This window comes from Pseudomonas syringae (assembly GCF_021605415.1).
Lineage (GTDB): Bacteria > Pseudomonadota > Gammaproteobacteria > Pseudomonadales > Pseudomonadaceae > Aquipseudomonas > Aquipseudomonas syringae_S.
In genome coordinates this window covers 35,087-49,128 of record NZ_WKEQ01000037.1, presented here as the reverse complement: position 1 = coordinate 49,128, position 14,042 = coordinate 35,087, and the positions used below count along the sequence as shown (strand labels likewise).

General features: G+C 59.8%; 13 protein-coding genes and 1 pseudogene. 4 read left to right on the top strand and 10 right to left on the bottom strand.

The genetic code is table 11. The features are described from left to right. Positions 1-184 precede the first annotated feature (184 nt). The gene (locus GIW69_RS21820; RefSeq protein ID WP_236484851.1) at positions 185-496 is read left to right on the top strand and encodes a cupin; all 312 of its coding nucleotides are present in this window, start codon (positions 185-187) and stop codon (positions 494-496) included. A 47-nt stretch (positions 497-543) separates the two neighbouring features. Here GIW69_RS21820 and GIW69_RS21815 read toward each other — a convergent pair whose 3' ends face one another. Next, positions 544-681 carry a hypothetical protein gene (locus tag GIW69_RS21815; RefSeq protein ID WP_236484850.1) on the bottom strand — a complete coding sequence of 46 codons (138 nt, stop codon included), beginning with the start codon at positions 679-681 and terminating at the stop codon, positions 544-546. 164 nt (positions 682-845) lie between these two features. Here GIW69_RS21815 and GIW69_RS21810 point away from each other — a divergent pair. After that, positions 846-1,236: pseudogene (locus GIW69_RS21810) on the top strand (HAD-IA family hydrolase); the annotation flags it as partial. 78 nt (positions 1,237-1,314) lie between these two features. On the opposite strand, the gene GIW69_RS21805 reads toward GIW69_RS21810, so the two are convergent. Then, complete coding sequence (locus GIW69_RS21805; protein WP_236484849.1) at positions 1,315-1,788, bottom strand: MarR family transcriptional regulator; 474 nt, start codon at positions 1,786-1,788, stop codon at positions 1,315-1,317. A gap of 254 nt (positions 1,789-2,042) precedes the next feature. On the opposite strand from GIW69_RS21805, the gene GIW69_RS21800 reads away from it, so the two are divergent. After that, positions 2,043-2,996, top strand: coding sequence for a PDR/VanB family oxidoreductase (locus tag GIW69_RS21800; RefSeq protein WP_236484848.1), 954 nt, complete (start codon positions 2,043-2,045; stop codon positions 2,994-2,996). Positions 2,997-3,032: 36 nt separating this feature from the next. Then, positions 3,033-4,109 carry an aromatic ring-hydroxylating oxygenase subunit alpha gene (locus GIW69_RS21795; RefSeq protein WP_236484847.1) on the top strand — a complete coding sequence of 359 codons (1,077 nt, stop codon included), beginning with the start codon at positions 3,033-3,035 and terminating at the stop codon, positions 4,107-4,109. 54 nt (positions 4,110-4,163) lie between these two features. Here the strand turns inward: GIW69_RS21795 and GIW69_RS21790 are convergent, their stop codons facing one another. From GIW69_RS21790 to GIW69_RS21755, 8 genes are read right to left on the bottom strand one after another with little or no spacing between them, the layout of a single operon-like run. Further along, positions 4,164-5,807 carry an arylsulfatase gene (locus GIW69_RS21790; RefSeq protein WP_236484846.1) on the bottom strand — a complete coding sequence of 548 codons (1,644 nt, stop codon included), beginning with the start codon at positions 5,805-5,807 and terminating at the stop codon, positions 4,164-4,166. 47 nt (positions 5,808-5,854) lie between these two features. Beyond that, on the bottom strand, positions 5,855-6,646 hold the full coding sequence (locus GIW69_RS21785; RefSeq protein WP_236484845.1) for a cyclase family protein: 792 nt from the start codon (positions 6,644-6,646) through the stop codon (positions 5,855-5,857). Further along, positions 6,627-7,619 carry an NAD-dependent epimerase/dehydratase family protein gene (locus GIW69_RS21780; RefSeq protein ID WP_236484844.1) on the bottom strand — a complete coding sequence of 331 codons (993 nt, stop codon included), beginning with the start codon at positions 7,617-7,619 and terminating at the stop codon, positions 6,627-6,629. The genes GIW69_RS21785 and GIW69_RS21780 overlap by 20 nt, the downstream gene beginning before the upstream one ends. A 10-nt stretch (positions 7,620-7,629) precedes the next feature. Next, complete coding sequence (locus GIW69_RS21775; RefSeq protein ID WP_236484843.1) at positions 7,630-8,613, bottom strand: fumarylacetoacetate hydrolase family protein; 984 nt, start codon at positions 8,611-8,613, stop codon at positions 7,630-7,632. Beyond that, positions 8,610-9,191: a cupin domain-containing protein gene (locus GIW69_RS21770; RefSeq protein ID WP_236484842.1), complete on the bottom strand. Its 582-nt coding sequence runs from the start codon at positions 9,189-9,191 to the stop codon at positions 8,610-8,612. The genes GIW69_RS21775 and GIW69_RS21770 overlap by 4 nt, the downstream gene beginning before the upstream one ends. Beyond that, the gene (locus tag GIW69_RS21765; protein ID WP_236484841.1) at positions 9,192-10,427 is read right to left on the bottom strand and encodes an MFS transporter; all 1,236 of its coding nucleotides are present in this window, start codon (positions 10,425-10,427) and stop codon (positions 9,192-9,194) included. After that, positions 10,417-12,891, bottom strand: a complete 2,475-nt coding sequence (locus tag GIW69_RS21760) for an MMPL family transporter (RefSeq protein WP_236484840.1) — start codon at positions 12,889-12,891, stop codon at positions 10,417-10,419. Before GIW69_RS21760 ends, GIW69_RS21765 begins: the two co-directional genes overlap by 11 nt. A gap of 4 nt (positions 12,892-12,895) precedes the next feature. Then, positions 12,896-13,996 carry a YCF48-related protein gene (locus tag GIW69_RS21755; protein WP_236484839.1) on the bottom strand — a complete coding sequence of 367 codons (1,101 nt, stop codon included), beginning with the start codon at positions 13,994-13,996 and terminating at the stop codon, positions 12,896-12,898. Between the last annotated feature and the right edge of the window lie 46 nt (positions 13,997-14,042).

Sequence of the window (14,042 nt, the reverse complement as noted above, 5' to 3'; positions counted from 1 at the left end):
CCTAAGCAGATCATCTGTGCAGCGATGCGCAAACTGCTGCACTTCGTATACGGAGTGCTCAAATCGGGTCAACCATATGACCCAAATCTTGCAGTTGCGCGGTGAGATTTAAGACGGTATCTACAGGTGGCGAACGGCTCTGATAAATTAGTACACATCACTGTCTGTGCGAGAACCACGACCCATGAGAGTTATCCGTAGCAAGGACTTCACCGCCACCCGCGCTTGGGGGGCTGACGACATAGCTAACATGGATGGAACCACCGTCCGCCTCCATTGGACCGACCAACCTTACAAGTGGCATGTGAATGATGGCGAGGAGGTATTCGCAGTCCTGGACGGCACTGTGGATATGCATTATCGCGAGTCAGGAATCGAACACGTCGTGACATTGGTGGTTGGCGATGTCTTTTACGCAGGGGTTGGATGTGAACACGTTGCGCATCCTCGTGGACAAGCGCGGATTCTGGTTATCGAACGTGAGGGCAGCGTTTGATGAGCTGTTCATCTGCGCCGAAAGAACCACATCAAAAAACGACGTAATCAGTCGACTGGAGCGACGTTCTGCCAGGCATAGGTTTCGGTGTAGAGCGGATCCCCTTCGATGCGGATCGTGCGAATACGAGGGTCGGCAATAAACTCCGAATCGCGCTCTGCAGACGGATGCTCCTGATGCGCCATGCAGTGCCTTGGTGCTGGCCGTCATTCTGACACTTCACTCGAGGATCGAAGCGCTCCAGGCTACCGGCGCACGCCCCTTGCAGGTCATTGCGCAACGCGATCCAGCGTGGCGCTCACAACTGACACTCCGCTGCCAAGTACTCACATCGAATCAAGTATCGGCCCATGGCTACGTCGCCAACCACGTGGTAGCGACCGACGAAGTGCCTAATGGTCGCCCACACCCAGCCCAGGCGTTGGCTAACGTGATCGCATTGGGCATCAGCGACGTCGCCGCTTGCGTCAAGGTCGACGACACCTGGCCCGGCATCCTCGAAGGCCGCAGTGCCGGCATGTGGACAGTCGCGCTGACGTGCTCCGGCAACGCCTTGGGTTTGACCTACGAACAGTACAAGGCGTTGTCTGCTGACAAACTGGCAGAAGAACGCGCGCGCATCATCAAGATATTCGAAGGCTCTCGCCCGCACTATCTGATCGACACCATCGTCGAGTTGCCGGCAGTCATCGAAGACATCAATGCCCGCCTGGCACGCGGAAACCCCTCAAGGCTCCTGAATCTACCCGGCCACTGAAGTGACAGTGGCCGCTCCCAGGACGCGCCCAGGCCTGATTCCTTGGTCAGGCATTTCCATCCTATGCCTGAATATCGGGTTCCACCGCATTCACTGCCTCCAACTGAGCACTCATGCGGTGCAAGAAGCCAATGAGCATTTCGACTTCATCATTCTTCAGGGTCGCCAGTAGCAACCTCTCTCTCTCAAGGGCTGTCACCAACACTTCGTCATGCAACTTGCGGCCTGCGGGTGTCAACGACACGGTGTATCGGCGTGCATCTACCGCGTCCATCTGAGTCGAAACATGTCCATCCCGCTCTAACTGCTTAAGCGCTCGACTGACAGCGCTTTTATCCAGGCCAATGACCTGAACGATTCGATTAGCGCTGATGTGGTCTTCAACCGCAAGCATTGCCAGCACCCGCCATTCAACGATGCCAATCCCGAAATGCTTGCGGTAGCAAGCTGATGCGCCGCTCGCCATCTTGTTCGTCAGCGAGGTCAGCAGTGCCGGAACGTAATGCTCCAGGTTCAAGGGAGATGGTTGAGTCATGACGAGCGGTTCCTGAAAGGCGATTGAATTGGTTGACACCGCAACCGAAAAGCTTAGGATAAGAATCACACACGATTGCGCGTCCGCATCATAAGCGAGCGGCAAAACAATAAAAAACCCAGAGGTGCCGTGTCATGACCTGCCTGCTCCTATCGCTCACTTCCTGATCTCCATTCTCAACGCATTTAGCCGGTAACACCGGCTCAACATCCACTTGCTTTCAAACACTGCACATCCGCGGTGGGGTTACGCTCATGCTCGAAGTTTATGTATCTAGAAAAATATCTGAAGCTGAGGGTGTCTGCAGTTTCGAATTGATGGCTGCCAACGGCGCAGAACTGCCCGCGTTCTCAGCGGGGGCCCATGTCGACGTGCATGTTGCTCCTGGGCTTACTCGGCAGTACTCACTGTGCAACGCCCCACACGAACGCGACAGATACGTTATCGCGATACTTAACGAGCCTGCGTCTCGCGGAGGATCCAAGCGCATGCACGCCGATGTGACAGAGGGCTCAATACTCTCCATTGGCAGCCCTCGTAATCTTTTCGATTTAGACCTTTCAGGCGAACGCTATGTCTTGTTCGCCGGTGGTATCGGCATTACTCCGATCATTGCAATGGCTCATACCCTGATCGCAGCGGGCAAGTGCTTCGAGCTCCACTACTGCGGCCAATCCATTGAACGGTTGGCATTCCTCGGGATTTTGAACGCCCCCCCCTTCGCTGATCATGTTCGGCTGCATGTCGATAACGGCCCGTCCGAGCAACGCCTGGATGCTGCTCAAATCCTCGCGAATCCAGCGCATGGCGACCAGCTTTATGTCTGCGGCCCGTCCGGCTTTATGTCACATATTCAATCCACCGCGAAGGCTTCTGGATGGAGTGACAAGCAGGTCAATCGGGAGGACTTTAGCGCCCCGCCTCAGGCTCTCGAAGGTGATCAGCCCTTCGAAATCGAGCTGTCTCGGTCAGGTCGTGTGATCGAAGTTCCTGCGCAAAAAACCGCCCTTGAAGTGCTGCTAGAGCACGCTGTGGAAATCGAAAGCTCCTGCGAGCAAGGCATCTGCGGCTCTTGTGTCACTCGCGTTTTGGCGGGTCAGCCTGACCATCGAGATCAATACATGAATGCATCGGAACACGCACGGAACGACTGTTTTACACCGTGCTGTTCACGCGCGCGCAGTCCTCGTCTTGTGTTGGATCTGTAACTCCTTAAAAAACAATCCTGATAGCTGGAGATCGTTATGAGTACATCGCAAGCCCAATCGCTCGCTTATGATGCTGCACCTCCAAAAGAGCTGGCCAAATTCCCGCTGAACCAGTGGTACGTCGCTGGGTTTGCCTGGGAGCTTAAAGACAAGCCTCTAGGTAGAACCCTGCTCGGCCAACCTGTTGTGCTGTTCCGTATGGCAGATGGTAAACCTGCGGCTCTAGAAGATCGCTGCTGCCATCGAGCCCTGCCCCTCTCCCACGGGACGCTCGAAGAGCAAGGCGTTCGCTGTGGGTATCACGGGCTACTGTTCAATGGCGAAGGGCAATGCGTGGAAGTGCCAGGACAGGCCAAAGTGCCTTCGAAAGCCAAAGTGCCTGCATTTCAGGTTCGTGAACGCGATCAGATCATCTGGATCTGGTTCGGTAGCTCAGATCAGCAGGAGCCCACCTGCGAGCCACCGTCGTACGACATCCACAGCAATGGCGAGTACCTCTTCGAAGGGGACGTCTACCACTACGACGCGCCCTACCAACTCATCCACGACAACCTGCTTGATCTGAGTCACTTGGGCTACGTGCACCTTCGCACTATCGGTGGTAACGCTAGCGTCCATATGAACGCTCAAATGCGTGTCGAAAGCGACGAGACCAGCGTGAAGGTGACTCGCCATATGCCGAACTCAGTGCCGCCACCTACCTACACCGCAGCCTACCCGTTCCAAGGCAACGTCGATCGTTGGCAAGAAATCGAGTTTCACGTTACGCACCTGCGTATCTGGACAGGTGCAACGGACGCCGGCAACGAGTCGCTCGATGACCCTCTGCGTGGAGGCTTCCACATGCGAGGTTTCCATGGCGTAACGCCTGAGACTGAAACCTCAAGCCACTACTTCTGGACTATCGCAACCAACCCGAAGAGCAATCCAGAGGAAATCAAATCGAAGGTCGTAGAACAGACTGTCATGACCTTTGATGAGGACAAGGTCGTTATCGAAGCTCAGTACAAGAACATGCTCAAGCTTGGCCCCAAACCAATGGTGGACATCCATGTGGACGTGGGAGCTAACCGCGCACGCAAGATTATCGAGCAGTTGCGCCAAGTCTCTTAGGGGTCATCCACGAGGCGGCTAAAGCCGCCCACCCTTGTCGCCCTCGCTCTCCTCCTACTGCGCCGCAAACACTACGCCCACCTGCTCGGCGTATTTCAACCATGCACGCTTGAGCCGCTGTACGGTTTCGGGTTGTGTGGCCGCCAAGTCAGTGGTTTCGCCCCGATCCTGCGCCACGTCGAACAACTGCCATTGCGGCGGTTGTGCATGATCACCGAAGCCTGCCTGAGGTCGCATGCCCAGCAGTTTCAGATTGCCTTCGCGGTAATAGGCGTTGCCGAACAACTCACCGGCCAGGCTTTCATTCGCGTGTGGGCTGCCGTTACCGGCGAGCATCGACAGCAGGGACTTTCCAGTGATCGGGTGCTTGTCGGCTTCTGTCGGTGGCTTGATCCCGGCCAGTGCCAAAAAGGTCGGCGCCAGGTCATCGACCCGGGCGACGCCGCGTTCCACACCCTGACGGCGCAGTGCCTTGGGCATCTGAACGATCGCCGGCACGCTGATGCCACCTTCGGCTGTGGTGCCTTTAAACAGATGAAACGGCGCCGCGCTGACCTCGGCCCAACGCAGTCCATAGTCGATTTGCGAACCGGCTCGACCCAGGTTGGCGTAGCTGTTATCGGTGCGCGGGCCCGGCGGGTAGAACTGCGCATGGTTTTCTGCGGCCGCGCCGTTGTCCGACATGAACACGATCAGCGTGTTGTCGTACTGGCCGCTCGCGCGCAGATAATCGATCAAACGGCCGATGTTGTTATCCAGGTTGTCGACCATCGCCGCGTAGATTTCCATCTTGCGGGCTTCAGTACGCTGCTGTTCGGGGCTTAATTGTTCCCAGCCCGGCAGCTTCGGATTGACCGCCAGCGGTTGCGCCAGCTGGGTGGCCTGGGGAATAACGCCAAGCTTTTTCATCCGCTCGATACGCGCCAAACGCACGCTGTCGTAGCCTTGATCAAAACGCCCACGGTATTTATCCAGATATTCCCTGGGTGCTTGCAAAGGCCAGTGCGGCGCGGTGAACGCGGCGTAGGCAAAAAACGGCTTGCCGTCCTTTTTGCTGTTCTGCAGATAACCGATCAGCTTGTCGGTATAAAAGTCGCTGGAGTAGAAATTGTCCGGCAACTCCACGGCTTTGCCGTTTTCGCGGTAATGCACTTGTTCGATCTTCGTCGGTTCAGCAGCCGACGGTTTGAAGTGCGACGCGCCACCTTCGAGCAGCGTAAACGACTGCTGGAAACCGCGTTGATCCGGGCCCTGATCCGCCTCCAGGCCCAGATGCCATTTACCGACCATCAAGGTGTTGTAACCCCCCTCAGCGAGTAATTGGGCAATCGAGTAAGAGCGCTGATTCAGATACCCCTCGTAGCCCGGTTTGCCGCGCTGAAAAGGCTGCAGCGCTTCGGCCATGGTGCCAAGCCCGGCGAGGTGGTTGTCGGTGCCGGACATCAGCATCGAGCGGGTGATCGAACAGGTCGGCGCGGCGTACAGACTGGTGAATTGCAGACCCTCGTGGGCGAGCGAATCCAGGGTTGGCGTGTTGATCTCGCCGCCAAAGCTGCCGAGGTCGGAATAACCCAGGTCGTCCGCGACAATCAGCAAGATATTCGGTTGCGTTGATTCGGCAGTGGCGGCCATCGCCAGGCTGCTGCCGAGCATCAACGCGCCGAGCAACAGGTTCAAAGGCATTCGCAGAACAGGCATAAGTGCTCTCTTGTTATGTGTTCACATTAATCGGCATCAGCTAGCGGTCATTCCTCGAAAATGGCCACCGCGCGCACGAATCCGGCCGACGCATGTTTGATCTTGTAGGGGAAACACGACACCACGAAGCCATTGGCGGGCAAGGCCTCAAGATTGGCAAGTTTTTCCATCTGACCGTAACCGATATCACGCCCGGCCTTGTGCCCTTCCCAGATGATCGAGGCATCGCCGTCGGCGGCGAACCGTTCGCGGGTGTACTTGAACGGCGCGTCCCAGCTCCACGCGTCAGTGCCGACAACACGCACACCGCGTTCCAGCAGATACATCGTGGCTTCGCGGCCGATTCCCACGCCGGCATCGAGATAACCGGGCTGGCCGAACAATGCGCCGGCACGGGTATTAATCAACACGATGTCCAGTGGCTGCAACGCATGATCAATGCGCGCCAGCTCCGCTTCGATCTCGTCGGCGGTCACCACATGACCGTCAGGCAGGTGCCGAAAATCAAGCTTCACGCCCGGCTGCAGGCACCAGTCCAGCGGCAATTCGTCAATGCCGAAGGCCGGTTGGCCGCCATCGGTGGTCGACGCGTAATGCCACGGCGCGTCCATGTGCGTGCCGCTGTGGGTGGTGATTTGCAGGCGCTCGGCCGCCCATGACTCGTTGCCCGGCATTTGCTCCAGTTGCAGCCCGGGGAACATCGCGGCCATTTCAGGCCAGCCCTGTTGGTGATCCATGTAGTCGATCTTCGGCAACAGCGGTGGCGGATCGGTGTAAGGGTTGTTTTCAAGGGTGACCGAGAGATCGACCAGGCGACGCTTAGGCTTGGCTGGCTGCATGAAGGGACTCTCCAGTAATCGACAGATGCCGTGGGGCGGCAGGGTTCAAAGAATTGCGGATCAGCGCAGCGGCGTTGCCGTCATGGCTGAAACCGGCGGCTCGCGCCTGGGGTGTTTTCAGCGGTGGCAGGCGCCCGAACAGGGCTTCCAGTTCGCCGTCCGGGGCGTGGGTGATCAAGCTGCGACGTTCTTCCCCGTAACTTGCCGCCAAAGCATCGACCACTTGGGCAATCGACAGGTGCAGTACCGGCAATTGCCACAGCCGTTGTGAGCCGCGATCAAGCTCGGCCGCGTGAATCAGGTTATTCACGCAGCAGCGCGCCGACATCCACCAGGCCGTTGCCTCGGCGGACACCGGGCACCGATAGGCGTCGCCCTCAGCGAAGGCGCGCAGCAAGTCACTCATGAACGCCGAGCGCAAACCGTTCGATTCGCGCGGCCGGGCAACGATGCCGGGCAAGCGCAGCGCGTAACCGTCGACTTCGCCGCGCCGGGCAAGGTCGACAATCACGCTTTCGACAATCGCCTTGTGCGTGCCGTAGGACAGCTCCGGACGCAACGGTGCCTGCTCGTTCATGCGCGACGGCAAGCCGCCGCCGTACACCGCGACGCTGCTGGCGTACACCAGCACCGGAGGCAGGGATTTGTTGCGCAACTGGTCAAGCAACTCCAGGCTCGCCAACAGGTTGACTTGATAACCCAGCGCGTAGTGTTCTTCCGCCGCGCCACCGGCGATGCTCGCCAGATGAAAAACCACGTCAATGCCATCGGCCAGAACACGGCGCATCAACGCCGCATCGGTAATGTTGCCGCGATGTGGACGCACCCGCGGATTATCCGGCAGGCCTTGCAAATCGGTGTCCAGCACCAGCAACGCTGCAATGCGCCGGCCGCGCAAGCTGCCCCTCGCCAACAGGCAGCGCACCAGTTCGCGACCGACGAAGCCATTGGCTCCGGTAATCAACACACGCATATGCCGCTCCTCAGCCCTGAGCCTTGACGACGCATTGGTCAATTGCACCGAAGACCGACTGACCGTCGGCCCCGACAACATCCATGTGCACGCGGTCACCGAAGTGCATGAACGCGGTTCGCGGCGCGCCGTGCTCGATCATCTCAATGGCACGGCGTTCGGCGATGCAGGCAGAACCGACGCTGCGTTCGGCGTTGGAAACCGTGCCGGAGCCGATCAACGTGCCGGCCCCCAACCGCCGGGTCAGTGCGGCATGGGCGATCAACTGGCCGAAGCCGAAGGTCATTTGCCCACCGTGCGGATGACCGAACCACTGACCATTCCAGGTCACCTGCAACGGCAGTTGCACACGACCGTCGTGCCAGGCATCGCCCAACTCGTCCGGGGTAATCGCCAACGGTGCGAAACTCGACGAGGGTTTGGCCTGCAGGAAGCCGAAACCGGTTTTCATTTCCCGAGGGGCCAGCGCCCGCAGGCTGACGTCGTTTATCTGCAAGATCAGTTTGATGTGTCCAAGCGCTTGCTCCGCGCTGCAACCCAGCGGCACGTCGTCCACCAACACGACGAATTCGCCTTCGAAGTCGATGCCCTGACTTTCGCTGGGTAACGCGATGTCATCGCGGGCGCCAAGGAAATCATCGCCCGCGCCCTGATACATCAGCGGCGTGTGTTCGACGCCTTCGATGGGGTCGAGGTTGAAGGCCTTTTGCATCAGCGCGCCATGGCTGAGAAATGCCGAGCCGTCGCACCATTGGTAGGCGCGCGGTAACGGCGCCATGGCCTGGGTTGGATCAAAGGCAAACGCGTCCTGTGCGTCGCCCGCGTTCAAGCGGTCGGCCAGCGCCTGCAAGCGCGGCTCGACACTGGCCCAGTTTTCGATGGCCTGCTGCAAAGTGCAGGCTACAGGCGCGGCACTGAGCGCCCATTTCAGATCTCGCGAGACAATCACCAGTTGCCCGTCACGGCTGGCATTTTTCAGGGTGGCGAGTTTCATGACGAGGCTCCTTGCACAGGCTTCAATTCAGCAGCAAAGCGCCCGTCGAGCAGGATGAACACCATGCGCGCCATGGCTTCGGTACGGTTGCTCCAGGCATGGTTGGTGCCGCGTTGCACCACCACATCGCCGCGCTTGAGATGCACTTCTTCTTCATCCAGCACCAGCCACACCTCGCCTTCAGTGACGATGCCGTAGTCGAGGGTTTCGGTGCGGTGCATCAGCTTGTGCTTGCCGCCGCCCTGCCCCGTACCGGCATGCGACTCGCCGATCTCGGCGAATACGGCAGCGGCGCTTTCATCGCTGACCTGGTTCTGGACACTGTCCGGTGGAATGTCGACGACACGAATCACGCTGCCTTGCGGCCCCGGACTGAGTCGCAAAGGCTGGGCGCTCGGATCGCTGGCGTTGTCGAGCATTGCCGGGCTGGCGCCGGTATTCCATAACTCGTGGAACACCGTGCCGGGCACGGCCAGCAACGGAAACACATTGGGCGTCGGGCCGCTGCTGGCGACGATGGCCTGGCCTTGCGGGTTATGGCCGGTGACCACTCTTTTGAATTCGGGAAGTGAGTGCATTTAAAGTTCTCGTTCAGTTGTCATCGGCGCGCGGGGAAGCACGCCGCCGAGCTTGGGAACCGCGAGGCAAAACAGCGCGATCAGCAATTGCAGGCCACCCACCAAAGCCAAGGCCTGCGGCAACGCCGAGCTGACGCCATGGCTGATGCCAAGCACGACCAGAGGGCTGATGAATTCGCCGGCAAAAATCGCTGCGGTGAAACAACCCGCCGCGCGCCCGCGTTGGTGAAAGTCGACTTGCGCCATGATCCAGGTGATCAGCGTCGGCAACATCAGGCCGATGCCCAGCCCGTTGATCGTCACCGCGACCACTACTTGCAAATGGCTGCCTGCGCTGGCCATCAACAAACCGCCAACGCCCGCCAATGCATAGGCAATCAACAACATGTGCTGCGCGCGCATGCCGCTGAACAGGCGAAAGCTCAGCGCCCCGACCAAGACACCCAACTGGTTGGCGCCCATGGTCATGCCGATTTCTTGCGGCGCATCGACGTGCAACAGATTGAGCAGATACCCGGCCTGCACCGGCACGATGAACAGACTCAGACCGGCCAGCAATGCCAGGGCATACATCGGCGTCAGCGCGCGCCACGGGAACGCATCGGCCGGTGCGCTGCGCAGCGTTTGCTGGGTCAGCACCTGCGATTTAGGCTCCCAGAGTTTCCACGCCATCAACGGCAGGAACACCAGACCGACTGCGTACAGCGCAAACGGTGTGCGCCAGTCGTCCTGGCCGAGAAATCCACCGAGCGCGATAAACACCGCCGCCGACAGCGAGGTGGCGACCATTTGTAAGGCAAACAAGCGCTCGCGGCGGGCGCCGCTGTAGTAATCGCCCATCAGCGTGGTGCAGCAGGTCATGATGCCCGCCTCGGCCAGACCGATTCCGGCGCGACTGAGGACGATGGCCTGCAACGATTCCAGCCACAGCGGCAGCACACCGCACAGCACGTAAAGACACATGCTGGCGAGCAACAACGGTTTGCGCCCGAGGCGGTCGGCGATCAACCCCGCAAACGGCGCCAACAGGGCAATCACCAGCGCCGGCAAGGTCAGCACGATCGGCACCAGCACGGCGCTGTTCGGTACGTCGGCAAAGTGCGCTTGCATGCGCGGCAGTACCGGCGCCAACAGCACCGCGCCAAGTACCGGCAGGCAACTGCCGAGCAGCAACAACAGCGATTGCGCCAGACCGGCGTGCCGGCCGGCATTCGCGGCGGAGGATTTAGCGAGCATGGCAACGCTCCTGAGTGCGCAGAGAATCGGGATTGGTTGCCACCGCAGTGGCCGGTTTCGCCACGTTCTGCACAGCGGCAGGCGTCAGCACATCAGCGGTCGAACGCCGAACCGGCAAGAGGAAATGCGCCAGCGCCGGTAGCAACACCAGCGCGCCGACCATGTTCCAGACGAACATGAACGCCAGCAGCACGCCCATGTCGGCCTGGAATTTGATCGGCGAGAAAATCCATGTGGCCACGCCAATTGCCAGGGTGATACCGGTCAGCATCACCACTTTGCCGGTGGAGACCAGCGCCAGGTAATAAGCCTCGGACAGGCTCGCGCCGCGACGCAGATGGCCGAGCAAAATGCTCATCACGTACAAGGCATAGTCGACGCCGATGCCCACACCGAGGGCGATCACCGGCAGCGTGGCGACCTTCACGCCGATGTTCAGCCACACCATCAGCACTTCACAGAGAATCGAGGTGAGCATCAGCGGGATCACCGCGCAGAGCGTCGCGCGCCAGGAACGGAAGGTGATCAGGCACAGCACGATCACCGCGCCATACACCCAGAACAGCATTTCGCGGTTGGCCTGTTTGACCACGATGTTGGTCGCCGCCTCGATGCCGGCATTCCCCGCCGCCAGCAGGAACTGCACCTCCTCGGTGTTGTTGGCGGCGGCAAACGTTTCCACGTGCTCGACCAGCCGCGTGAGGGTTTCGGCCTTGTGATCGGTGAGGTAGGCATACAGCGTCAACAGACTGCAATCTTCGTTGTACAGACCACGCGGTGCGCTGGCGGTGATCATGTTAAGCATCGCCTGGTTGTTCTGCAGCTCGTACCACTTGGCGCTGCCTTCACTGAGACCGACCAGCATGCGGCGGTTGAGCAAGGCCAGCGAGTTGGTCGAATCCACGCCGGGCAGCGCACGCAATTGCCAGTCCAGCGCATCGACTTTGGCGAGGATGTCGTAACGCGCACAACTGCCCGCCGGGGTTTTCACCATGACCGCAAACAGGTCGCTGCTGGCGCCGTAATGCCGGGTCAGAAAGGCGTCATCCTGGTTGTAGCGCGAATCGGCGCGCAGCTCCGGCGCGCCGGCATTCAGGTCACCGATCTTCAGTTGCAGGCTGACCACAAAACCGGCCGCCGCCAACGCTAGGCTGATGGCGATGCACAGACTGGCCCAACGACGCTGGGTGAACAGATCGAGGAAGCGCCAGAAGGCGTGACGACGCAAACCGGCCTGCTCGGTTTGCTCGCTCTTGAGACTCAACTGTGCGGCACGCGGCGTGACGCCGATATACGACAGCAACACCGGCAGCAATATAAGGTTGGTGAAGATGAGAACCGCGACCCCGATGCTGGCGATGACGGCGAGATCCTGAATGACCTGAATCTTTATCAGCATCAGCACCGCAAACCCCACCGCATCACACAGCAGCGCAGTCAGCCCGGCCAGGAACAGTCGGCGAAAAGTGAACCGCGCCGCCACCACCCGATGCATGCCGCGTCCGATGTCTTGCATGATGCCGTTCATTTTCTGCGCGCCGTGGCTCATGCCGATGGCAAACACCAGAAACGGCACCAGCACCGAATACGGGTCGAGCTGATAGTTGAGCAACGGCAACAGACCGAGTTGCCAGACCACCGCGACCAGCGAGCAGAACACCACCAGCAGCGTGCTGCGCAGGCAGCGGGTGTACCAGAACAACACGGCGGTAGTGATGAGGATTGCCACGGCGAAGAACAACAGAATCTGTTTCAGTCCGTCGATCAGGTCGCCGACTTTTTTCGCGAAACCGGTGATGTGAATCTCGATGCCGTCTTTTTGATAAGTGCTGCGTAAAGCCTCCAGATGGTCGGACAGGGTCGAATAGTTCAGTGCCTGGCCGTCAGAGGTGTTAGCCAGCAACGGCACATAAATGACGCTGGAAGTCTGATCGAACGCTACCAGTTGACCAAGCTCATTCGAGCGTTGGACATTGCGCCGCAGTGCTTCGAGGTTAGCTTGAGTGCCGCTGTAGTCATCGGGAATGACCGGGCCGCCGTCCAGGCCTTCTTCGGTGACGGCCACCCAACGTGTGGCCGGCGTCCACAGTGATTTCATGTACGCGCGGTCGACGCCCGGCAGCAGATAGAGTTTGTCGCTCAGGGCTTGCAGGGTTTTCAGGTACTCGGCGTTATAGATATCGCCGTTGCGGTTCGCCACCACGATGCGCAGGGCATTGCCCAACCCGCTGAGCTGTTTCTGATGCTCAAGGTAATTGGCGATGTAGGGTTGGCCGGTCGGGATCATTTTTTCGAAACTGGCGTTCAACTCGATGCGCGTTGCTTGATAACCGAGCACCAGGGTCGTCAGCACGCACACCAGCAGCACCCACAGGCGATGGTTGAACAGCGTGCGCTCGACCACCGAACCGGAACGCGGATCGAAATTCGCGAGACTGGCCGTGGCATTGTCAATTGGCTGCATAACCTCACTCCGAAGCAATAGCGGTTGGCGGCAATACGCGCGTCAAACCGGTGAAACCCGCCAACACCAGGCTGCCGTCCGCGGCCTGAACGACGCTGGCCACCGGCATGCCGAGTGGCTTGCCATAGGGCTTAAGCGCTGCGCCCGGCTGATCGCCGGTACGAAACAGCGCGCCACCTTGGTTGACCAGCAGCAGTTGCCCGTCCTTGGTGCGAATGGCATCGCTGAAAGAAATCGGCATTGGCACCGGCGCCGGCTGGAAGCTTTCGCCCAAGTCGTGGGAGACAAACGCGTTACCCTTCAAACCGGCGACCAGCAACGTGCCGTTGTCGGTGGTTTGCAAGGCGAAGAAACTGCCGGCGTATGGACTTTGCAGAGCAGTGAACGACTGACCGGCATCGTCGGATCGTGCGAGAAAGCCTTGCTCGCCGGCGATGAACCAGTGCTCGCCCTGCCGCGCAATGGCATAAAGATGCGAGCCCGACGGGTTGTCGATCTGCCCCATCATCGATTGCCAGGTAACCCCGCCGTCGTCAGTCTTGAAGGCCAGGCCGTAGGCACCGACCACGAGGCCATGGCGCGCATCGACAAACTCGAGGGCGAGCAGCGGTTTGTCCGGGCCGTCATTGACCAGGCGTTCAGCGATTTGCACCCGTGCATCAGCGGCGTCCTGATCCGCCGCGCCGGGCGGTTGTTGGCGCGCCGCATCCAGTTCAAGTTGCGCCGCTCGCTTGCCGTCCAGTTGCACGGCCCAATGCTCGCCGCCATCACGGGACATCAGCACAACCCCGGCATGACCCACCGCCCAGCCCGTATCGGCATCGGCGAACTGCACCGCAGTCAGGCTGACCGACACTGGCACTTGGGCCTGACGCCATTGAACGCCGTTGTCATCGGACAGCAGCACGATGCCCCGCTCGCCCACCGCGACCAATCGCGTACCCGCGCGGGCCAGATCCAGCAACACCGCGCGTTGCGCTTGTGGCGCCTGCATCGCCGCCGTGTTCAGTGCATCGCTGACCGGCGCCGCGTGGACGACGCTCAACGGCAGCACCAAAGCCACTCGCCATACCAGTCGACCCATCACCTGACAGATTCTGTTCATACCAACCTCGAAAACCCCTGTAAAACCGGATCACGGCGTACCCACC